We start from the raw sequence: 21,460 nt of genomic DNA on the forward strand, positions 1-21,460 counted from the left end.
TCAGATCAGCGAGGAGAGGAAGAGGGCGAGGTCCGACGGGGTGCCCGTCGAGGAGTAGAGCTTGCCGTCCCGGCCGACGAAGCCGAGGAACGGCGTCTGCTGGATCGAGAAGCGCCTGATGAACTCGGCGTTGCCCTGGAGGACCCGCGTGGTCAGGTTCCACTTCTCGCTGTTGGGCTCGGGCGCCGGGCCGGCCTGCACGCCGTCGACGGAGCCGCGGCCCGCGAGCCACTCCTGACCCGGAAGGTCCGAGCCCAGGATGGCGCGGGCGGCCACGTCGCTCCCGGGCAGGCCGGCGATCATGATCACGCGCAGCTGGAGCTTGCCGCCCAGGACCAGCGGCTTCAGATCGTCCCAGGCGCGGTGGCAGAAACGGCAGTTCGGGTCGGCGACCATGTAGAGGGCGGGGGCCTTCTCGTCGCCGACGCGGAACCACGCCGCGTCGGCGACGGCCGCCTCGAATTCGGCCTTGTCGAGGCCGCTGACGTACCGGGCGGGCCCGGCCGCCGGAACAGCCGAGGCGGGCGCGGACTTGCCCGCGGGAGCCCGGGCGGGATGTCCGGCATCGGACTGGGCGTCCGTAGAGGAATGCTTCGCGTCGAGGGGCTTCGCGTCGAAGGGCTTGGCGGCGGGCTCGACCTTGCGCTCGGGGGCGGGCTCGATCTTCGCCGTCGGCGGCGCGGCCGGTCCCTCGGCCGGCTTGCCGCCGACGGAAGGAATGACCTCGCTGCCCTCCCGGACTTGGCGTTTGATGTCGTCGTTCGGTTCGCGGGAGGACTTGAGCGCCTCCTCGTAGCGCTGCTGCGCCTCGCGGAAGCGTTGCTGCATCTCGCCGATCTGCACGCCCGTCACGTTCATGCCGTCGCGTTTGAACATGAGCCCGGCCACGACGTGGTCGCCGTCGGGCGCGACGTAGAAGACCTGCTGCTTGCCGTTGGCGCTCTCGCCCAAGTACGCTTTGAGGCCCCCCTCGTCGCCGATGTAGGTGAGCTTCACGCCCTGGGTCTGGAGCCACGACAGCACGGGAGCCATCTCGGCGGCGCGCGCCGCGATCGGGTTGCGGGCGGCGGACGGGTTGACCGGTTCGTTGAGGAAGCTCTGCGCTTCCGCACCATGCGCGGCGAGATACAGGGCCGCTGCGATGACGGCGCGTGGTGGACGCATCGTGGTTCGTTCCTTCGTACCCTGCTCGTCCGCCGGGCGGCCGGCAAGCGGAATGCGGGCGTGGATCGGAAAGCTGGCCGATCATGGCCGCGTCCGCACGCACCTGTCAACGAAATTGGCCGGAATTGTTCCTTCGATCAACGTGCCTTGGCGAAGGAACGCTTACCGCCGCCCTGCGAAGCGCGCCCGCCGCGCGGACGGGCAGAGGGAGCTGTGCCTGCGCCGGCCGCCGGACGGCGACCACCATCGTCGGGGAAGATGCGGTTGTCGCAGTTGTCGCTCGCGCCGGCCTTCCAATTGGAGCAGGACAGGAACGGTTTGCCGCTGGTCTTGCCGGTCCGGCGCACCAACGTGCCTTTCCCGCACACCGTGCAGGGCTCTCCTTCGCCCTTGATCTTCGGTCCCTTCGCGGGCTTCTCGTCGAGCCACGCGAAATGCTGGCAGCCTTCGGGGTTCCCGCGGTCGACCGCGGAGCACATCGCGAACGGCCGCCCCTTGTTCGGGCCGTCCTTGCGGACGACCCCGCGCTTCAGAACGCCCTTCGAACAGACCGGGCAGGGCGTCTCGTCCTTCCACTCGAAGTGCTGGCAGCCCTCGGGCTTCTCACGGTCGACCTCGGAGCACATCAGGAAGGGCCGCCCCTTGTTGGGACCTTCCTTGCGCACGAGGCCACCCTTCAGGGTGCCTTTGCCGCAGGCCGGACAGGGGACGCCCTCGCCTTCGAGCGGAGCACGCTCCTTGAAGCCCTCGGGCCGGGTCCGGTACCGGCAGTTGTCCGCCCGGTCCTTGACCCAGTTGTCGCAACGCAGGAAGCGCCTGCCCTTGTAATCGTCCGCGAAGGGCCAGAGCTGAGTGACGAGACGCCCCGCCCCGCACTGCGGACATTCGCCGCCATGCCCGTCCAGAGGCTCGATGGAGAAGCCCTCCACCTTGATGGCGCCGGCCGCGATCGCCGTCTGCACCCGCTTGCGCACGAACTGGGTCTGCCGGTCCATGAACTGCGCCAGCGTGAACTCGCCGCTCTCCACGCGCTTGAGGAAGCTCTCCCACATCGCCGTGGTGTCGGGGGCGACGAGGTCCGAGGGCAGCAGGTCGACGAGCTGCCTCCCGGCCTCCGTCGAGACGAGGATCTTGCGCTTTCCCTTCTGTCTGCGGTCCAGGTACTTGGCGCGGATCAGCTTCTCGATCATCGAGGCCCGCGTCGCTTCCGTCCCGATGCCGTCGTTCTCGCGCAGGCGCCTGCGCACCTCGGGGTCCTGCACGTAGAGGTGGATCTTGGCCATGGCCTCGATGAGCGTGCCGTCGTCGAAAGAGACCGGCGGCTTCGTCCGCTTGGGATCGATGGAGCCAGCCTTCGCATCCACGCGATCACCCTGCTTCATCGAGGGCAGCGTGCCCTCGGCCTCCTCCTCCTCGTCCGCTTCTTCGGCGCCGAACACCATCTTCCAGCCCTGATCGACGACCCGCGTTCCGGTCGCCCTGAACCGCTCGCCCTCGCACAGGACGGTGGCGATGCTCGACACGTGGCGGAAGTCCGGATGGAACTGCGCGACGAAGGTGCGGGCGATCAGAAGGAAGACCTTGCGCTCGATCTCGCCCATCGCCGCGAGCTTCGAGGCGCTCGCCTCGGATGTCGGGATGATGCCGTGGTGGTCCGTGACCTTCTTGTCGTCGAAGGCGGGCGACTTCCGCCGCGGATCGGCCCGCCCGGCCGCGTCCCCGAGCTCGCGCACGCCCGCGAGATTGCGCAGGATGCCCGCGGCCTCGTCGCTGTGGATCGAGTTCGGCAGGTGCTGGCTGTCGGAGCGCGGGTAGGTGATGGCCTTGTGCTTCTCGTAGAGCTCCTGGGCGACGTCGAGCGTCTGCTGCGCGGTCAGGCCGAACTTCTGCGAACAGGCCTTCTGGAGCGTGGAGAGCGCGAAGGGCAGGGGCGGCGAGGTCGATTTCGGGGTCTCGGCATAGCTCTCGATCGTGCCGGTCTTGCCCGCGATCCGGGCGACGAGGGCCGTGGCGACGGCCTTGTCGAGGAGGCGGCCTTCCGGATCGAGGCCCTTGGTGTCCGGCGGGAACTGCCAAGCGGCCTTGAAGGTCCCGTTCTCGTGCACGAACGTGATGGAGGGAGCGAAGTGGTCGACGGCCTTGAAGGCCTCGATCTGCCGGTCGCGATCGACCACGAGCTTGAGGGTCGGCGTCTGCACCCGCCCCACGGAGACGCGGAAGCCGCGCGCCCCGCCCAGCTGGATCAGGAGGCCGAAGACGCGCGACATGTTCATGCCGAGGAGCCAGTCGGCGCGCTGGCGCGCCACCGCGGCCTCGTAGAGGTTCCTCTTCCTGTCGTTCGGGAACGCCCCGGCGACCGCGGTCGCCACGTCCTTCTCGACGAAGGAGCTGACCCAGATGCGCGAGACCTTCGGCGAGAACGGGTCGATGCCGTTCTCCAGGAGGATCTCGTCGACGATGAGCTGCCCCTCGCGCTCGGCGTCGCCGACGTTCACGAAGTGGTCGTAGCGTCGGATGCGCTCCTTCAGCACCGCGATCTGGTCGGCGATGTCGGCGTTCGGGACGAGCTTCCACCGCTCCGGGATCATCGGGAGCACGTCGAGGTTCCACCTGTCCCAGGTAGACGAATAGTCGCCCGGCTCGGCGGTGTCGTAGGCGTGGCCGATCGTCCAGGTGACGCAGTCGCTCCCGACCTCGATGAAGCCGCGGCCGGGGCTCTGCCGTTCGCCCGAGAGCGTCGCGAGCGCCGTGGCGATCGCCCTTCCGAGGGCCGGCTTCTCGGCTATGAACAGCCGTTGTGGCAAGGAATGAGTCCTTCGGACGGTGACCGGTCGCCGGAACTGTCGGCCGACGAAGGAACGGCGTCAAGCCGCGGCGCGCATCCGCCGACCCGCGACCGCGGTCCGATGATAGATCTGTCCCAGCGCCCGCCAAGCGGGGATCTTGTTCTGCCTGGCCTCGCGCCGGGCGCGGTCGTCGACGTCGGGGCCGAGCCGCTCGACGGCCCGCGCGATCTCGTCGGGCGTCGTCTCGCCGGCGTAGAGCGGATCGTAGAGGATGAGCGCGCAGGCCTTGATGGCGTCGGCCGAGAGCGGAGCGCAGCCGCCCTTCACGAGCGTTTCGAGGACGATCCGGGCCTTGGCCGGGTTGAGGGACGCCACGGCCGACTGCACCGCCCGCACCGAGACGATGTCGCCGACCTCGTAGGCGCCGTTGCGGGGCGGGCAGCGCAGGATGCGAGCACCGGCCTTGGCGACCGTGCGGGCGACGACCGCCGCTTCCTGGTCGCCCGCCGCGAGGGACGCGTGGAAGATCTGCATCGGGGTCACCGCCACCCGATCCTTGTTGTGTCCGATGAAGGCCTGGGCGCGGGAGGCCATGTCGGCGGCCTCGACCACCATCACGGGAATCCGCAGGACCTTCGGATGCGACGCGGCCGAGATGGCGGTGTGCTGGCCGTCGATGACGTGGAGGTGGCCCTCTGGGGTGCGCGTGACGACGGGTGGCTTGAAGCGCCGCCAATCGAAGATCCGCAGGATGCGACGGATGAGGGAGAAGGACCTCTCGGACAGCCCGCGTTGATACCGCTCGTCGACCCAGAGGTCGCGCGGATCGACGAGCTCGAAGACCGGCATCGGGGTATCCACGAAGCCGCAATCGGTCGAGGCGACGTTCAGGGGCTTGATCCTGCGGAGGACGGCGTCCATCGGCTCGCTCCATTCCTTCGATGCCGTTTGGTTCCTTCGGTAACCATGAATCCGCGCGATGAAATCCGCAAAGCGGAAAGCCCCTCCGAATGGTCGCACGTCGGCCTGCGCCGGCGTAAGCCGGTGGAGCCGGCGGAGCGACCGCCGATACGGACCACGGGATTTCGCCATGATGCGCCAATCGGCATTCGTTCTGCTCGCCATGCTGTGCGTCCCGCACGCGCAGGCTGCGCCCCGTGCCGACTACGAGGGGATCTGGGCCAGGACGGAGGCGGAATGCCGGGACCGCGATGGACCGAACTCCCGCACCTTGATCGAGATGGGCGGCAAGGACGGACCGCTCTTCGACCGGTACGAGAACCATTGTCGGATCGAGAGAGTCACCGGCGGAGCCGGCAGCCACGAGCTGACGCTGCGGTGCTTCGAATTCTGGGAGGAGTTCCGGAAGAACGGCGTGTCCAACCGAGCGACCGCGAGGCTCGTCCAGAAGAGCGCCCGGTCGCTCCGGATCGACGGCGAGTCCTACACCCGCTGCCGGCGGTGACGGCCTCGTGCCGCGCCGGTCACGGGCGGAGCGCTGCGGGAGCCGGGGTGTGAGGCTCCCCGAGTTCCAGGGCGGCCCTCACCTCGTGGCGGGCGCTCCACTTCCAGGCGGCCTTGAAGCCGGGGCCCCCATCGTGTTCGCGGGCCAGGGCTCGTGCCGCGGTCAGAACGCGTTTCAGACCGTCGGCGCCGGAGGCGTCCATGATCGCTTCCGCGTTCGCGCAATCGTGCCACCGGAGCACGTCGCCATCCGGGAGATCGGCAATGCCTGGGCGCAGGGTCTGGTCGACGGATTCCGCGAGACAGAGGGCGGCGGCGGGCGCCGAAACGTCCGGTACCGGGGCCTCGGGCGCGCTGATCACGCGGCCGCGTACCTGGGGCTCGCCGCCGAGGCGACGCGCCATCTCGAGCGCATCCTCCAGCCGGCCGAGACCGAACGCGTCGACGACCCGCTCCGCGGACCGGGATGGCCGTGAGAGTGCGACGACGTCGCCCCCGTTCGAGACGACCCAGGAGGGATGGGGCTGGCGGTAGGCCAGCCCCCGCGACGTCAGCAGGACGTTGCGGGCGACGACCGCCCGGAGTTCCTCCACGCGCGCGGGAACGGCCGACATGTCGAAGATGCCGTCGAGGTACGGATCGCCGACCCGGCCCTTCGGATCCGTGTTCCAGCTGTTCACCTTGGCGCCCGTGACGCCGTGCCGGTCCGTACGCTTCATCAGGTACCTGTTCTCGCTGGCCCCCTGCAGCACGTCGAGTTCGTGCGCGAGGTCCCGGAAAGGCTTCTGGTACCGGTCGAGACCGAACCGCAGGACGTACAGACCGCCGCCGAGACGCAGGTAGTCCAGGGTGCTGAAGCCGTCGAAATCCTCGACGTCGAAGACGCCGTCGGTCCTGGCCTTTCCCTCCTCGTCGTAGGGAATGCCGACGATCGTCAGCAGCGTGATGCGCATCGGCTTTCCGGTGGCCCGGCCGACCACGTCGAAAGTCGCCCCTATCTCCTTGCTGACGAGCGGCAGATCCGGGACCGCGTCGGGACAGGTCATCGATGCTCTCCGCCGGCGCCGGCGGCGGCGCCCTTCCGATCAGGCCGAGACGGCCGGGCGCCGCGACGGCGCCGGTTCGGCGTCGTTGGCCGCCGCCGTCTGAAGCGCGAGATGCCGGTAGCGTCCCGCGAAGTGCATCCGGCCGGCGAGGTCCAGAACGGCCGCGGCTGCCGACGCGCCGGCATCCAGGGGCAGGCGGTACTCTCGGAAGCCGCCATCGTCGCGCGAGGGCGCGCCCGAGACGGCGGCCAGGAAGGCCTCCGATGCGAGATAGGCCTTCGCGGCCTTGCGGTTGCGCCCGCCCGGCAACTGGATCACCAGCGAGCGCCCCTCGACCATCATCGATACGGCTTGGCTCTTGTCTGAGGCCGCCGTCGAATCCAGCCGCCCGCCCGCCCGCAGCACCGCCAGGGCGACGCGAGGCTCGGAGGTGCTGCCCGGAAGGTTCTGCAGTCGGTTCTGCTTGCTCTTGGGGATCAGGACGCCCTTGCGGCGGATGCCGTCCTCCCCCCTGAACGCCACGGCGCTGCCGAAGGTGCCCTCCGCGCTCTCGGCCGCCGCCCGCACTGCCGCCACGAGATTGCCGTCCAGGATCTTGCGCTCGACCTTCACCCGGCCGCCCGGGAGGGCGTCGAAGTTCGGCCAGCCCCTCTCGAGAGGTCTGCCCGGCAGCGGTTCGTTGAGGTTGTAGTTCTGCTCGCGCACCAGGGTCGCGATCGAGATCTCGCGCGGCTTCTCGTCCCCGGGGAGCACGTAGCGCACGGTCCAGCGTCCCGGCAGGTGCATTTCGTCGTTGCTCGGTCGGCGAACGTCGACGACGACGCCGGTGGTCTGACGCCCGTCCTCGTCCGGGGCCGAGAGCGAGAGGCCCGGTCGGACGTAGGCCAGGATCTCGCGGAACCGCTTGGCCCGCGCGTCGGCGATCTTGACGGAATTCGGCCCCTGGGCGCGCAGCGCGTGCTCCACGCTCTGGAAGCGCCGGGGCAGCGCGTGCTCGAGAAACTGCTCGCGCATCCGCTTGAGGTGCAGCACGTCCTCCTCGAACAGGCCGTAGCGCCGCTCGGCCCTCGCTCCCGCGCCCAGGCGCTGGTTGGCCTCCTCCACGGCGGCGGACACGTCGGCGCGCCGGAGGGGCTTCGTTTGCCGAAGGGTCTCGATCGTCGTGAGATAGACCGGGCGGCCGAAGACCTCGCCGTCGCGTGCGTCCGCGCCCGCGAACACCTCGCGCTCGACGACCCGCCACGCCCCTTCGAGCTCGCGCGAGCCGTGCGGGTGGCGCCCGATCGCCGCCAGTTCGCGCTCGCGATCCCCGTAGAGGTCGAGCATCTCGGCGAACAGCGCGTCCTGTTCGTCGGAGGGCAGGAGCACGAGGCGCTGGAGGATCTTGTTGACGAAATAGAGCTCGGCGTCGGCGGCCTCGGGATCGACCTTCATGGCGATGCACATCCGCTCCGCCAGGGATGGCCGCTCCTCCAGGAGGTTGCGGGCGATCTCGTTTCCGATGTCGTCGAGGATGTCGGGCACGTCCATCGCGGTCGCGTTGTCGGCGCTGCCCGAGACGTTCGCGGATAGGTCGGCGACCTTCTTGTTCTGCATGGCCAGCGGTCGGGCCTGCATGGGCAGGCCGGTGGAAAGCGTCGCGAAGCCCGGCTCGACGACCTGGCCGCGTCGATTGACCCGGCCCCAGAACTGGACGCGCTCGACGACGTTCGCCGGGATCTGGTGCTCGACCATGAGGCGGGGACGGCGGTCGGCGACCTTCTCGCTGGCGTGGAGCGAGAGGCCGGTCGAGCCGGCCCGGGTCACCACGAGACCGTCGATGCGACCGCCGTTGAACCCGGCGATGACCGTGTTGCGGTCCCGGGCCGGCATCGGCACGTAGCTTCCGCGCTCGACCTTCATGCCGCGCGCGGAGATCTCGTCCATCACCCAAGGGGCGGGAATCTCGCCCCGCTCGTGGAGATGGCGGCCGGCCGCCTCGACCCGGTCGCGGACCTCGTCGATCGGCGAGAAGGGCAGATCGGGAAACGCGTCGATCCGTGCGAGCAGGATCTCCCGGAGCGCCCGGACGTCGTCGTGCTCCGCCGGAACGCGTTCGGGATCCGCCTTGTCCCGCTTCACGATCAGCTGGGACATGCGGCCGACCATCAGGCGCAGCGCGTCCCGGAAGTCGGGCGGCCGCGCTCCCTCCTCGGCGGTGCCGTCGTCGGCTTCCGGGGGCTCCGCGCCGTCCGTTTCGCCATCGACCGGCTCGGGACGCTCGGCCGCCTCGGCGAGCTGGCGCATCAGCGCCTCCATCGTGGTCTCGATCACGACCACCGGCTTCACGCCGCCGCGCAGGCTCTCGACGCAGATCTCGACGCACTGGTCGACGAGCAACGCCGTCTGGAACTGGCGCAGGATGCCGGCGAGGCAGGCCCCGAAGTTGATGGTGTACCACTTCTCCTTCGCGGCCCTGCGCTCCGCTGCGTTGGCGGCTTGGCCGACGACGTCCTCGTTCTGCTCGTTCATGCGGTCGGCGAGGGCGTCGACGATGCGGGAGAGACGGGCAAGGTCGGCCAGGATCGGCGACAGGCTGTCGGCGTAGCTGCGGTTGCGCTCGATGCGGGAGAGGTCGTCCCGCACCTCGATGCGGATGTTCGAGAGGTCGTGCTCGCGCCGGATCAGCAGCCCCTCCTCGGCCAGCGCCTGCGAGAGCGCCTCCGCGAAGGCGTGCCCGCCGGCCTTGTAGAGGTGGGGGAGATCGGCGTCGCGAAGCGAGGGCGGCAGCACGGCGCGGTAGGTCGCGAGGTTCTCCGCACCCCGGGCGAAGGTGGCGGACGAGTAGGTCGAAGAGGCGGAGGTGGCCAGGATCCGCCCGATGCCGGCGGCGGTGGCGGAATCGCCGGCAGCGTTGTGGCACTCGTCGACGATGGCGTGGCCGTCCTCGACGCAGGCGGCGAGGAAATCGACCTTCGGTCCCGGCCGATTGAGCTGGCTGTAGGTGGCGAGGAAGAGGCTGCAGCCCTCGGGCGGCACGCCGGCGGCGACCACCTTCTTCAGTTCGGCCGGCCGGAGGGACATGTGCAGGACGTCGCCATCGGGCGAAGCCGTGTCGACGATGCGGGAGCCGGTGTTCAGGATGAAGGGGCGCCCCACCAGGGCGTCGCTGCCGATGTCACGCAGGTCGCGCCAGATGTCGGAGAAGAGGTTTTCCTTCTCGGTGAAGAACACGACCCGCCGCCCCGACAGGATGGACGCGCGGATGATGGCTGCCATCACCCGTCCCTTGCCGAGGCCCGTCTGGTCCGCGACGATCAGGCCGCGCCCCTTGTCGGCGGCGTGGATCGCGAGGGCGAAGGCGTCGATCTGCTCGGGGGAGAGCACCTCCGCCATCTGGGAGACCGACCAGCCGAGACGCCCGGCCGAGAACTCGTCGATGTCGCCGACCTCCTCGACGAGCCGCCCCAAGGCCCTGGCGGTCGGGCCCGCGAGGTTCGCCGGGATCATGGCGATGGGGCGTCCCACGCGGCTCGCGGGGACGTACTTCGCCTGGAACCGGTTCGGCCGATCCGAGTCGGCAACCTTGGTCAGGCTCTCGATCTCGTCGACGAGGTCGAGAGCGGGCCTCAGGCTGTCCGAAGCCGAGATCGTGACGTCCGCCGGAGTTCGGGAGAGGACCCGACCGGATCCCAGGGGGGAGGCGGGACGATCCCCGGGCGGAGACGCGGGGGCGGGCGGCTTGGCGGGCGCGAGCCGGACCGTCTCCCGAACGGGAGTCGCCGCAGGAGGCTTCGCGGACGGCATCCGGACCGGGAGCGGCAGCGGAGCGCGCGCCGCCGGACCTTGGATCGGCAACGGGGGCGTCGCCGCGGGCGCCGGCCGAGGCGATGGTGGGACCTGCGCCGGGCGGGGGGCGATGCGCGGCGGCGCGGATGCGATGCGGGGAACGGCCGATGCGACCGTCGGCGGTTGCGTGGACGCCGGAACCGGCGGGTTTTCGGCCGCAGGGTGGGAGGTGAAGGGCGACCTGTCCGCCCGGAAGTAGATGGCTTCCTCGGCCGTGCGGATGGCGATGATGCTGGGAAAGACCTGGCGCAGCCGCTCGATGTCCACGACGTCGCCGGGACGCGCATAGATCTCTTTGTCACGGACGATGCGTACGAAACCCATGCCCGCGAGGCGCTCGACCTGCTCGGACGACAGGCTGTTGCGGCAGTTCAGGACGGCGGCGGTCGCGCCGGCAGGTTCGCGGAAACGCGCGATGCGCAGGTGGGCGCCGTAGGTCGCGAGGTTGGGCCACGGTCTATGGGACATCGCCGGACAATGCCGCCTGTCGACGAAAGAAAGAAGAGGCGACTTGCGCCGCCCCTTCGGTATCGTTGCTTCTGCGCAGGTTCCCTACGGCCGGGGAGCCGAAGGAGCGGTTTCTTCGTTCGGCGCGGCCGCTCGCGGTTCGCGGACTTGCGGCGGGTCGACCTTGAGGCCACGCGCCTCGGCCCGGGCCGAGAAGAACTCGGCGACCTCCGGAAGTAGATTGTGCGTCGGGATCTCGGCCAGTGCGTAGAGCGGGGCCTGCCGCTGCATGGGTAGCGTCAGCGTCGAGAAGAAGGAACCGTCCTGCCCCTCGGCCTTGGGCTCCTGCCACCGGATGTGTGTGTGGCCGCGGGCGATCAGGTGGGCGAAGCGCTTCTTCTCCGGGTCCGGATTGATCGGCTCGAGTTCGAGCTTGAAGAACGAGGAGTCGTCCTTGTTCTTCTCGCGGTTGGCCGGAAGACTGTCTTGCCCCGTCCGGATGCGGACGATTGGGATGATCTCGATGAAGGGATTTTTCACCGGATCGTCCGGGTCGAAGAGGTTCTTGACGAAGTCCTGGTAGTACTGGTTCTCGGTGAACCGGGCGATCGCCTCCTCGGGGGTGGCATTCCGGTAGTTGCCCTCGCTCACCTCGATGCGGGGAAGGGTGAAGCGGGTCGCCTGGAACGCCTCGTCCTCGAAGCGATCCAGGTCGATGCCGCGCAGCACGAGGCCGGGATCGCCGCCGAGGTTGGCGGACGGAGTGGCGAGGTGCTCGGCGATGACCGCCAGGATGGCCTCGGGGGAGACGGCCTCGATCGTTCTGGCGTTGGTCACGTCGTACATGTAGCGGGCCTGGGTCTTGAAACCCCGATCGCTGGTGCGCTCGCTATCGACGCTGAAGTACTGGCCGTAGAGCAGCTGATCGATGCTCTGGGGCTCGCGGACCTTCACCGTGAGCCAGTTCATGACGACCTGGCCGGAGCGGCGGTCGAGGTACGCGCCCTCGGCGATGCCCTGGCCGCCGACCTGGGTCGGATCGAGGCGCGGCTTGGTCGAGCCGTAGAGCATGCTGTGAATGGTCAATCCGCGCTCAGGCAGGCGGCCTTGCTTGAACACCATCTCGGTGCCGGCGGGCTGCCCGAAGGCTTCCGTGAGGAGGATGGCCGTGAAGGTATCGTCGGTGGACGGCTTGAAGCGGTCCTTCACGTCGTAGCTGACGACCTCGTAGGCCACGTTCTGACGCGGGGGCAGCGGTCCGCCTGAGCCGCTGCTGCGAGACTGGAAACCCATTTTCGTTCCTTTCGGTCTAGGGCCTTATGGGACGCCCAGGTGCCATCCTGCCCGAGCCGAGCGGAGCGTCGGCGCGGTGCGCCGGAGATGAAGGAACCCGAAGGAACCGATCGCATCCGACTACCCGTTCAGGGAAGCGGAGGAGCATGAAAAGGTCAATGCGCCGCGAGGCGGCATTCTTTCGGGGGGTGCTCCGCCATCGCCGCAAGCACCGTGCGGACGACGGCGTCCGCTCTGTAGGGCTTGCACAGCACCGGAACGCCGCCGGCCGTGCCTTCCGGGAGGCTGCCGGTGACCATCACCCGCGCGAGGCCGGGCCGCAATCGCTCGGCTGCGGCGAGAAGCCCCAGCCCGTCCACACGACCCGGCATGTCGTAGTCCGTCACGAGCACGTCGAAGGAACCTCCCCCGAGGAGGCAGGCCATTCCCTGGTCGCCGTCGGCCGCCTCGACCACGTCGAAGCCGGCTTCCTCCAAGATGTCGCGCGCGATCTCCCTGACGGCGGGGTCGTCCTCGACGAGAAGCGCCTTCGGCATTGCTTCGACCCTCCCAACGCCGGGATGTCCGCGTCTGGACCCCCGCTCGGCCGAGACGTGGGAATCGGCTAGGGGAACCGATAGTGACAGAACGTCTGTGCCAAAAACTTGCGGGGCACGACCACCCCTTGGTTCCGCCCTGGGGGCGAGGAGTTGAAGGTGACGCTCCATACGGTACCATCGTCGCGGACGTTTGCCGTCGACCACAGGTCGATGTTCAGCGTTCCAGCCGAGACGCTGGTGGAACCACCCTGCTGTGAGCAGGGCCCTCCCACGCTCTCGTGCGGGGGGCAATAGACCTCACCGGGCGTCGTCGAAACGCTGATGAGTTCCCCCAAGTTCTTGCTGTAGCTATATGAATCTTCCATTTTCGAAAGATAGATCTGCGGCTCGCCGATGCCGCAACTGTTGGTAGGCTTGGGCACTACGGATGAGGTGTTGATTACCCCGAACTGAGAGCCCTGATAGGCCATCACCTCACCTGTGTCTTGGATCACGTACATGCCGCGAGCGACGTAGCTAGGTAGAAGGTCGCCAAGGCGAACGGCCGACGTCGCGGTGCCTGCTCGCGACTTCACCTCGGCATCGTACTGAGCGGAGATGTCCCGGATGTACTTCTGTGCCGCCTCGAAAGGCATGCCCTTGGCGGCGTTCAGAACCTGGGCCGAGCTTGGACTCGGCGTCGAGATGCCTTTCCCGACGGCGCTGCCGTAGACCATCGTGTCGGCGTTGAGGAAGTCGGGATTGAGCGTGGAGACGGTGGTCGTCGTCAAAGGTGAGACCGCGTAGTTCACGCCCTTCTTCGAGGCGAAGACGTCGGTATAGACCTGCCCTTCCACCACCGCGTCCCGACCGATCGTCGCGTCGCGCCCGACCGTCGCGTCCTGGGCCACGTCGAGGCTGCCCTGGCCGACCTTCAGGTCGCCCTGCAGCAGGGTCAGGCTCGGCTGCCCCGCCAGCCCGGCGCCGGCGATCGTCGCGCCTCTCCCGACGGAGAGATCGCGGCCCGTGGTCGTGTCGCGGTTGACTGAGAGATCGTCCTGGATGTCGATCCGGTTCGCCGTGCTGAGGTCGATCGAGTTGCCGCCCCCCGAGCCCGTGATGCGCTTCAGGTTGTTGATGTCGTTGGCGAGCATGTCGATGCTGGTGTGCATCCTGTTGGCCTCCGGCATGCCCGGCACGGCGAAGCGGTAGAGGAAGTCGGCCAGGATCGAGGTGCCGTCGAAGCCGAGCGTGGCGGCCACGTGCCCGGTCGTGGGAGCGGTGGCGCCCGCACCCGCGTAGTCGCCGGTGGGCGCGCGCCAGCCGCCGTAGGCGCCGATGATGTTGCCCTGCACGGTGCCGGCCGCGGTGTAGGCGGAGGCGGCCTGCGGGATGTAGCCGCCCTCCGCGCCCACGAGGGTGGCCACGCGCGGCAGGGAGCTGTCCGAGATGGCGTTGCCCCCGTAGGTGTTGACGAGGATCTCCAGACGCTCCGGGCCACCGACGGCGGCCGGCGCGCGCTTGATCACCTGGACCGCGTGCTGCTGGTTGTAGGCGTTGCGGTTCTGGAAGCTGCTCCCGAGGAATCCCGCCGACTGGAGATCCTGCAGCCCGCCCGCCGCCCCTTCGCCCGCGACGATGCCGATCTGGATCGGCGCGTTCAGCGGAGCCACGGCGACGATCTGCGGGTAGTTCGAGCGCACGTAGGCGGTCGCGGCGTCCGTGACCTCCTTCAATCGCACGGCGGTCGCCTTGTCCTTCGTGGCGAGCTGACTGTCGGCGGCCATCTGGGCGAAGCCGACGCCGGCGACGGCCACGATGCCGAGCGCTCCCGCGACCTCGATCAAGGTCAGACCGCGCTTGCGCCGGCGAAGCCGATGCAGGAGACGGAGCGGTTCCTTCTGTATGGAGCGGATGGACATCGGAACGGTCTCTCCGGACGTGCGCGGGTTCGGAAGCGGCTCGGGTGGGAGGTCTGCGACGCGCCTCATGGGGGCGTCGACGAACCGGTCTTGGATAGGCGCGTCGCCACCATCGGATCGCCGTCCTCCAGGACTGCGCCGCCCACGACCGGCGGGACGGCGAGGTTCAGCTGTCGGAGAGCACTTACGCGATCTTCGCGAAAGACGCTCCGCAGCACCATCCCGAGCTGCTCGTTGTAGCGGCCGGCGTTGGCCGCGCCGTGAAGGCGGGTCACCAGGGCCTCGGCGATGCGCCCCTTCTCGATCGGGGTCCCGATGCCGCGGTAGTAGGTCACGAACAGGTCCGCGCCGTCGTGGACGCTGAGGATCGTCTGTCCGTAGACGGTGGCGTCGCGCATGTGCAACGGCAGGGCCGCGGCCGGAAGGACGGGGCCCGACGGGCAGACGACCTCCTGGCAGAAGGCGAGGACCTGCTGGTGGTAGCTCGCCAGCTGCGTGGCGACCGCCTCCGCTCGCGCCGTGTCGACCGCGGCCCGCGCGTCCCCGCGCCAGTCCGTCACGGCGATCATTCCGGTCACGAACAGGAGGACATAGAGGATGTACACGCTCGTTCCTTCGTCCTCAGCGCCGCCTCTCGTCGGACGAAAGGAGCGGCGAGCGTCCCTGCTCGATCAGGATCTTCTGGGCCTCGAGTTCCTGCTTCAGCGCCGAGATGCTGCCTTCGCGGATCTTCGTCCGGATGGCGGGATCGTCGCCGACGAAAAGGAACTCGCCGCGCAGGAGCATGCCGTGCTCGGGATGGCGCTCCAGCTTCTGATGCACCACCGCGGACAGGCTATCAGAAAGAATGGACTGCACCAGATCCTTGTTCTCCAGGACCGAGGCGTACTTGATCAGCGACTGGATGGCGCCGATCGGCGAGTTGGCGTGGATCGTGGTGATCACGAGGTGGCCCGAGACCGCGAGGCGGATCGCCTCGTATGCGGCCTGGGAATCGCGCACCTCGCCGATCAGGATGAAGTTGGGAGACCACCGGAGGGCGTCCTTGATGTAGGGACCGAAGACGCCGTCCTCGACCGTGATCTGGTAGCAGCGGCCGTTCGGCCCCATGCGCCCCTCGAGGCCGAGCTCGGGCGGGTCCTCGACCGTCACGCCCACGCCGCCGGAGAAGGTGACGAAGGCCTGCAGCAGCGAGCTCGCGGTCGTGGTCTTGCCCTGGCCGGTCGCGCCCGCGAGAAGGATCAGGCCCTCCTTCTTCCGGGAGTTGGCGAAGCCCGCGAAGGTGTGGACGACGACCTTCGGCAGGCCCAGCGTGCCGAAGCCCGGCACCGGCGAAGGAACGCGGCGCAGGACGTAGGTGACGTTGTCCTGATGCTTCATGCGCGCGCAGCGGTAGCGGACCCCGTCGTGCTCGAGGGCGAAGTGCTTCTGCTTCTGCCCGCGTGCGAAGACGATCGGCATCACGTCGTTGAGGTCCGACACGACGCCGCGCGGGATCTGCGCGAGCACGCCCTTCGCCCCCGTGACGTTCTTGAGGAAGGCGGTGCCGTCCTCCGCGACGAAGAGGTCGGTGAACTCGAGATCGCGGAGGCGGAAGCCGTCCTTGTCGGCATGGCCCGCCGCCGCGAAGATCTCCTGCGGCGATCGGGGCAGGGAGGCCACGGTTCCTTCGGACATCACTGCACCCCGCTCTGGATCTGGGCAAGCACGCTCTGGAGACCCGCTCCGAGCCAGCCGATCACGAACGTCATCAGGACGAGCGCGACGTAGGCGAAGATCTTCATCTGACCCTGGACGCGCTGCACGCTCAGCTCGATCCACTTCACGCCCATCTTCTGCATGCGGACCTCGAACCCGGCGAGACCGGCGAAGGCGCGCAGATCCAGCACCGCCTCCTCGTCGGGGAAGGCGTGGCCCGCGAGATAGAGCGCCTCGCCGAGGTTGCGGCCGTTGGTCATCAGCTGCAGGGCCCGGCCGAGCCGCTCCCGGTACCATGGGTTCGCGTCGCGCAGCAGGGCGCGGAGCGTGTCGGTGAAGGTCACGTTGGCCTTCGTCATGGCCGACACGGTCAGCATGAAGCCGACGCCCACCGACATCCGGTAGAGGGAGAAGGGCGGCACCTTGTCGGCGTAGACGCGGATGCGCCCGGTCCAGCGCGGCATCGACCACATGCTGACCGCGACGCACGCGAAGAACGCGATGACGATCGGCATCAGCCAGATGTCGACGAAATCGGAAAGGAAGGCCAGCGAGCCGCCCGCGCCCGTCCACTTCTCGCGCGGGTACACCTCGTTGAAGGCCGGAACGACCATCACGCCGAAGATCACGAGGAAGCCCACGACGGCCGCCATCAGCAGCATCGGATAGGCCACGCCGCCCCAGATGGCTCCGCGGATCTTGGACATTCCCTCCTGGATCCTCAGGGCGTTCCGGAGGGCCTCCTCGACCTTGCCGGCCTCCTCGCCCGCCTTGATCACCATGCGGTCCGAGTCGGGGATCCATCCCTCCATGGCGTCGCCGAGCTTCACGCCGTCCCGCACCCGGGTACGCCACGTGTCGAGGGCGATCGCCGCGACCCGCTTCGGCTTGTTGCCGTCGTAGGAGGCGTGGACCCAGCAGATGTCGAGAGCCTCGGTCAGCTTGATGTTGTTGTGCAGCAGGTCGATCAGCTTCTCGTAGATGCGCGTGCGCTGGCCAGAGCCGAACTGCAGCCGGACGAAGCGCTCGTTGAGATCGTCCATGATGCTCATGGCTTGCTCCGGATGGCGATGTGGGGTGCGAGCGTCTCGATCCGCTTGGAATCGAAGTGGAACAGGGGGCCGACGCGCGAGATCTCCCGGGGGTCGACTTGGCCGCGCAGCATCTTGATGATCGCGTGCTCCAGCATGCCCACGCCCTTGAGATCCTGCTTCCAGTAGCGGATGGCCTCCAGCTTCTGCTGGGCGCGGATGTGGAGCATGAACTGCTCGTCGGGACGCAGCGTCTCGGCGACCACGGTCCGGCCGCGGTATCCCGGCGACTTCTTCCGGCAATGCTCGCAGCCTGCCGGGTTGGCGACGTGCACGTCCTGCAACCCGTCGGCGGCCTCGCAGATGATCTTGAGGTTGTCCCGGATGTCGGGGTGGATCACGTCCCAGGACCGCGAGAGGGGCGTCTTGCAGCTCGGGCAGAGCTCGCGCACGAGGCGCTGGGCGATCAGACCGGTGAACAAGGACGGATCTGCGACCCGGTAGTCCTCCAGACCCTTGTCGCGCAGGCGGTCGAGGATCGAGGCGGCGTCGTTCGTGTGCAGCGAGCACCACACTTGGTGACCGGTCATGCTCGCCTCGCAGGCGAGCTTGGCGGATGCCGCGTCGCGCACCTCGCCGATCATGATGACGTCGGGGTCCGAACGGAGCGCGGCCGCGATCGCCTTGCGGAAGGCCTCCGTGCGTTCCTCGTCCGTGTCGGCGTTCATCACCGCGAGCTGGATGGCGCCCTCGATGACGTACTCGGGCGGATCCTCGATCGTGATGATCTTTATCTCGCCCTTCTTCTCCCGGTAGAGCGTCCGCAAAGCGCGCTGCAGCGTCGTGGACTTGCCCGATCCGGTCGGCCCCGAGATGACGACGATGCCCGTCGAGAGCTGCCGCAGCAGGCGGATGTCGCGGATCTGGAAATCCTCGTAGCCGAGCTCGTCGACGTCGCGGTCGGATCCTTCCCGCTCGGCATAGAGGAGCCGGGTGACCATGTGGCGCCCGAGGCCGGGGATCGGGTTGAACTGCAGGCGGAGCGATTGGATGTCGGGCGGCAGCGAGATTCCGTGCTTCGGATCCGAGACCTGTGCGCCCTGGAAGTCGGTCAGCCGGTAGTTCACGTCGCTGACGCCCGCCATCGCGAAGGCCGCGGAGGCCATCTGATGGGCGTAGTTCGGCGTCAGCTGGGCGATCTCGGTGATGACGCCCTGGACCCGGAGCCGCACCGTCGCGGAATCCCGCCCGATGATCATGTCCACGTCGGAGGCCTTGAGCTCGGCCGCCTTCCGGACGAGATCGACGAAGGCCCGCTGCATCTTCATCTGGTCGGCGCCGCCTACGATCTGGTCGCGGCTGCGGCGGGTATGGGCGTCGTAGACCTTGCGGATGACGTCGAGATCGACGAGCCACTGGTGCTCGATGCGGACTCCGAGTCGCGCGATCAGGGCCCGCACGGCCATGACGTGCTGGTTGATCGGGTCGGTCCTCGGGACGAGCAGATAGCCGTTCTCCAGGACGACGCAGTGCTGGCGCTGCTCCTCCGTCGTCGTGATCGCGCCGCCAGGCGCGGTGAGGACGTCGCCCACGTAGGAGAGGATCTGGGTGACGACCCTCTGGTCGGCCGCCGTCGCCGCGGGGATCGTCACCTTGCGGCCGGGCTCGATGAAGCGCTCCGGGTCCGCGGACCTGCCGACGCCGTTCCCGAAGGTCTCGATGTCCCGAGCCGGCACCGCCGGCAACGTGCCCGCGCCGCGCGGCTCCGCGCGGTTGGGCCGGTCGGCGCGCTCCTGCTTCGGAAGCGACGTCTGCCGCGGCCGCGCGGCCGAGGGTTTGGGGCCGCGCGCCTTCGCCTGCTTCGGCTTCCCGGCGCGGAGCCTCAGCTTGCTCATGATGCTTTCGACGAACGCCATGGGGCCCCCTCGGTGCGGTGCGGGCTGGGCTGCGGCCTCAGCGCGAGCCGAAGCCGCCCATCGGGAGCGGGGACGCGCCGATCGGCATCTGGACCGTCCGGGCGGGGAGGCTCTGCGGGCCGGCCCCGGGCTGGGGCCGCATGCCCGGCACGACGGTCCCGAAGGCGAGCGGGAAGCGCTTGCCGTTCTTCACCACCTCGACGCCGTTGTCGGTGACGGACGCCACGCGCATGCCTTCCGGCAGCTGGGTCCCGGCCCGCACGGTGAACTGACCCACGTAGGGCACGAGAACCACCGCGCGGAGCGACCCGCCGCTGCCGTGGATGGAGGCCACCAGGGGCTTGGGGGCGTTCTCCTCCTCCAGCTTCCGAGCGGCGAGCGCCTGCTGCACGGCCTCGTCGACCTTGCGCTTCTGATCCTCGTCGGAGGCGCCGCCGCTCTTCGAGCCGTCTCCCGAGATGTCGTCGAGGACCTTCAGGACCTCGGCGAGGGCCTTCGCTTCCTGCCCCATCATCAGCGTCTCGCGGATGCGCATCTGGCGCTGCTGCATCTGCTGGAGCTGGGAGCCCGAGAGGATCGGGGCCGCGTTGTCGAGCGCCGCGAGTTTCTCCTCGACCTTGGTCCTCAGCGTCTCGAGGCGCTGCTGAGCCGGGCTGGACGCGGGGAGAGCCTGGGCGTCGCCCTGGGGAGAACCGAAGCCGGGCTGTACTTGGCCGACCGGATTCGGCGGCACCGCGCCGGGGCCCGGTACGGCCGCCGGAACGATGCCCGGCTGGACGGGGAGGACGTCCTGCCGGACTGCCGCGGGCTGCGGGAAGCCCGCGGGGCTCTCGGGCGAGGGGACGCCGGTCGCGGCGACCGGCAGCACCCCCGCGGGCGGCAGCTGCACCTGCTGGGCATGGACCGCCGTCGACAGGAGGGCGGCGGCGAGAACGGCGGGCGTGCGCATGGCCTAGGACCTACTCTGCATGTTCGGGGCGGGGCGGACGCCGGGCTTGGCCTTGACGCCGCCTTCGGGGATCGGCTTCGCCTCGTGGAAGGCGCCTTCCACGATCCAGATTCCGGCAAGGTTGTTCTGCGCGTAGTCGAACGTGATCTTCTGCATCGTCATCCCCGCGACCTTTTCGAGGATGGACAGAAATTCCCGCGGATCGAGCTGAGTGCGGAACGTGTACTTGGTCGTGATGTAGTGCTCGGTCTGCTGGCCCGCGGCGATGTCGAGGCGCGTGAAGGTTTCCTCGAACTGCGACGCGAGGTAGCTCTGCACCCGAGCGACCTTCTCGGTCTTGAGGTCGGGAAGCATCGTGCTCTGGGCGCTTCCGCTCCAGGTCGCGGCGGCCTTGTCCGCCGAGGGCCGCGTGATCTGGGGCTGGAAATCGCCCTTCTTCAGGCTCGCTCCGATCCAGTTGGCGGAGGCGATCGTCCCCTCGCGGTCCATCAGGGCCTCGACCCTGACCACGAGTCCGCCCGGCTGGCACGTCACCGTCGTCGGCTTCCAGCCCGCGACCGCGAAGGGATAGCGGCCGATCTCGTCCAGGCAGGATCGGACGAAGTTGGAGGCGACGATCTGGCCGGCCCAGGGGGGCGGGGGCGGAGGTTCGGCCTGCTTGCCGGGCAGCTTGACGTTGGCCGCCTGCTTGCGGAGACGCTCGAGCTCGGCTTGGTACTCCTGCTCCTTCACGTGGCTCCAGTAGACGAAGCCGCTGCCGATGATGGCCGCACCGATCAGCAGGATGCCGATGAGCTTGATCGTCGCGCCGGCGCGTCTGACGTCGACGAGCTTCGGCCCGGTCTTCTTCCCGATCAGGGCGTCGAGCGCGATCTCGCGGGTCTCGTGGAAGCGGAATTCGTCCGGCGCGAAGGCCTCGCTCCACCCTCCGGCGTTGCCGTAGATGTTGTTGAAGGCCTCCATCGCGTCCCGCTTGTCCGCGAGGAAGCGGTCGCACGTCGCCAGGACGGCGCCGTCGCGGATGGCCACGAAGTAGAAGCCACCCTTGACGGGGAAGACGCCGATGAGGTTGTCGCGATCCTCGCCGACCGCGGCCGCCAGGGACGGCATGCCGGCCTTGTGGCCCGCCGACCTCCAGCCGACCGCGTACTGGTGCGTGCCCTCGGACCGGACGAGGTAGAAGTCGCCCTCGACGCTGTTCTGCGCCATGGCCTTGGCTTCGGCCACGGCCTTGGCGGGGTTCTCGACCGCCTGCCAGAGCAGGCCGACGGCCCACTCGCGGCCGGCGGCCGTGACGGTCCCGACGTCGGCCGGGGCGGCCGCCGTCGGGACCTCCACCTCGATGCCGAAGCCTGAATCCTTCGGGTTGGATCTGCGGATCGCGCTCTTGGCCATGGC

15 protein-coding genes are annotated in these 21,460 nt (G+C 68.9%); 1 reads left to right on the forward strand and 14 read right to left on the reverse strand.

The window, feature by feature from the left end; all coding sequences use genetic code 11:
* The 3 genes from MFF56_RS14610 to MFF56_RS14620 form a co-directional block, all read right to left on the reverse strand.
* Positions 1–1,164, reverse strand: a complete 1,164-nt coding sequence (locus MFF56_RS14610) for a hypothetical protein (RefSeq protein ID WP_238230237.1) — start codon at positions 1,162–1,164, stop codon at positions 1–3.
* 137 nt (positions 1,165–1,301) lie between these two features.
* Positions 1,302–3,968 (reverse strand): DNA topoisomerase 3, encoded by a 2,667-nt coding sequence (locus tag MFF56_RS14615; RefSeq protein WP_238230238.1) that lies wholly within the window; start codon positions 3,966–3,968, stop codon positions 1,302–1,304.
* A 60-nt stretch (positions 3,969–4,028) separates the two neighbouring features.
* Positions 4,029–4,871 carry a DUF6551 family protein gene (locus MFF56_RS14620; RefSeq protein WP_238230239.1) on the reverse strand — a complete coding sequence of 281 codons (843 nt, stop codon included), beginning with the start codon at positions 4,869–4,871 and terminating at the stop codon, positions 4,029–4,031.
* A gap of 169 nt (positions 4,872–5,040) precedes the next feature.
* Between MFF56_RS14620 and MFF56_RS14625 the strand changes: the two genes are divergently transcribed.
* Positions 5,041–5,415: a hypothetical protein gene (locus MFF56_RS14625; protein ID WP_238230240.1), complete on the forward strand. Its 375-nt coding sequence runs from the start codon at positions 5,041–5,043 to the stop codon at positions 5,413–5,415.
* A gap of 19 nt (positions 5,416–5,434) precedes the next feature.
* On the opposite strand, the gene MFF56_RS14630 is transcribed toward MFF56_RS14625, so the two are convergent.
* From MFF56_RS14630 to pilO2, 11 genes are all read right to left on the reverse strand, one after another.
* Entirely contained in the window at positions 5,435–6,460 is a 1,026-nt protein-coding gene (locus tag MFF56_RS14630; RefSeq protein ID WP_238230241.1) for a hypothetical protein, read from the reverse strand.
* A gap of 39 nt (positions 6,461–6,499) precedes the next feature.
* The gene (locus MFF56_RS14635; protein ID WP_238230242.1) at positions 6,500–10,756 is read right to left on the reverse strand and encodes a strawberry notch C-terminal domain-containing protein; all 4,257 of its coding nucleotides are present in this window, start codon (positions 10,754–10,756) and stop codon (positions 6,500–6,502) included.
* Positions 10,757–10,840: 84 nt separating this feature from the next.
* Positions 10,841–12,028 (reverse strand): hypothetical protein, encoded by a 1,188-nt coding sequence (locus MFF56_RS14640; protein WP_238230243.1) that lies wholly within the window; start codon positions 12,026–12,028, stop codon positions 10,841–10,843.
* 155 nt (positions 12,029–12,183) lie between these two features.
* Positions 12,184–12,564: a response regulator gene (locus MFF56_RS14645; RefSeq protein WP_238230244.1), complete on the reverse strand. Its 381-nt coding sequence runs from the start codon at positions 12,562–12,564 to the stop codon at positions 12,184–12,186.
* Between the two features lie 68 nt (positions 12,565–12,632).
* Complete coding sequence (gene pilV / locus MFF56_RS14650; protein ID WP_238230245.1) at positions 12,633–14,468, reverse strand: shufflon system plasmid conjugative transfer pilus tip adhesin PilV; 1,836 nt, start codon at positions 14,466–14,468, stop codon at positions 12,633–12,635.
* A 65-nt stretch (positions 14,469–14,533) separates the two neighbouring features.
* Positions 14,534–15,073, reverse strand: coding sequence for a hypothetical protein (locus MFF56_RS14655; RefSeq protein WP_238230246.1), 540 nt, complete (start codon positions 15,071–15,073; stop codon positions 14,534–14,536).
* 16 nt (positions 15,074–15,089) lie between these two features.
* A complete protein-coding gene (locus MFF56_RS14660; protein ID WP_238230247.1) occupies positions 15,090–16,145 on the reverse strand; it encodes an ATPase, T2SS/T4P/T4SS family in 1,056 nt (351 codons plus the stop codon).
* Positions 16,145–17,218: a type II secretion system F family protein gene (locus MFF56_RS14665; protein WP_238230248.1), complete on the reverse strand. Its 1,074-nt coding sequence runs from the start codon at positions 17,216–17,218 to the stop codon at positions 16,145–16,147. The genes MFF56_RS14660 and MFF56_RS14665 overlap by 1 nt, the downstream gene beginning before the upstream one ends.
* A complete protein-coding gene (locus MFF56_RS14670; RefSeq protein ID WP_238230249.1) occupies positions 17,215–19,092 on the reverse strand; it encodes a GspE/PulE family protein in 1,878 nt (625 codons plus the stop codon). The genes MFF56_RS14665 and MFF56_RS14670 overlap by 4 nt, the downstream gene beginning before the upstream one ends.
* Positions 19,093–19,150: 58 nt before the next feature.
* Entirely contained in the window at positions 19,151–20,062 is a 912-nt protein-coding gene (gene pilP / locus MFF56_RS14675; RefSeq protein ID WP_238230250.1) for a type IV pilus biogenesis protein PilP, read from the reverse strand.
* 3 nt (positions 20,063–20,065) lie between these two features.
* A complete protein-coding gene (gene pilO2, locus MFF56_RS14680; protein WP_238230251.1) occupies positions 20,066–21,457 on the reverse strand; it encodes a type 4b pilus protein PilO2 in 1,392 nt (463 codons plus the stop codon).
* Positions 21,458–21,460: the final 3 nt, after the last annotated feature.

The organism is Methylobacterium hispanicum (genome assembly GCF_022179285.1).
Taxonomy (GTDB): Bacteria; Pseudomonadota; Alphaproteobacteria; order Rhizobiales; family Beijerinckiaceae; genus Methylobacterium; species Methylobacterium hispanicum.

Excerpts from the sequence above, each read along its gene's own strand:
- MFF56_RS14665 (WP_238230248.1), bottom strand. The coding sequence starts at position 17,218 with ATGAGCATCATGGACGATCTCAACGAGCGCTTCGTCCGGCTGCAGTTC.
- MFF56_RS14660 (WP_238230247.1), bottom strand. The coding sequence starts at position 16,145 with ATGTCCGAAGGAACCGTGGCCTCCCTGCCCCGATCGCCGCAGGAGATC.
- pilO2 (WP_238230251.1), bottom strand. The coding sequence starts at position 21,457 with ATGGCCAAGAGCGCGATCCGCAGATCCAACCCGAAGGATTCAGGCTTC.
- MFF56_RS14635 (WP_238230242.1), bottom strand. The coding sequence starts at position 10,756 with ATGTCCCATAGACCGTGGCCCAACCTCGCGACCTACGGCGCCCACCTG.
- MFF56_RS14630 (WP_238230241.1), bottom strand. The coding sequence starts at position 6,460 with ATGACCTGTCCCGACGCGGTCCCGGATCTGCCGCTCGTCAGCAAGGAG.
- MFF56_RS14645 (WP_238230244.1), bottom strand. The coding sequence starts at position 12,564 with ATGCCGAAGGCGCTTCTCGTCGAGGACGACCCCGCCGTCAGGGAGATC.
- MFF56_RS14620 (WP_238230239.1), bottom strand. The coding sequence starts at position 4,871 with ATGGACGCCGTCCTCCGCAGGATCAAGCCCCTGAACGTCGCCTCGACC.
- MFF56_RS14640 (WP_238230243.1), bottom strand. The coding sequence starts at position 12,028 with ATGGGTTTCCAGTCTCGCAGCAGCGGCTCAGGCGGACCGCTGCCCCCG.
- MFF56_RS14670 (WP_238230249.1), bottom strand. The coding sequence starts at position 19,092 with ATGAGCAAGCTGAGGCTCCGCGCCGGGAAGCCGAAGCAGGCGAAGGCG.
- pilP (WP_238230250.1), bottom strand. The coding sequence starts at position 20,062 with ATGCGCACGCCCGCCGTTCTCGCCGCCGCCCTCCTGTCGACGGCGGTC.
- pilV (WP_238230245.1), bottom strand. The coding sequence starts at position 14,468 with ATGTCCATCCGCTCCATACAGAAGGAACCGCTCCGTCTCCTGCATCGG.
- MFF56_RS14610 (WP_238230237.1), bottom strand. The coding sequence starts at position 1,164 with ATGCGTCCACCACGCGCCGTCATCGCAGCGGCCCTGTATCTCGCCGCG.
- MFF56_RS14625 (WP_238230240.1), top strand. The coding sequence starts at position 5,041 with ATGATGCGCCAATCGGCATTCGTTCTGCTCGCCATGCTGTGCGTCCCG.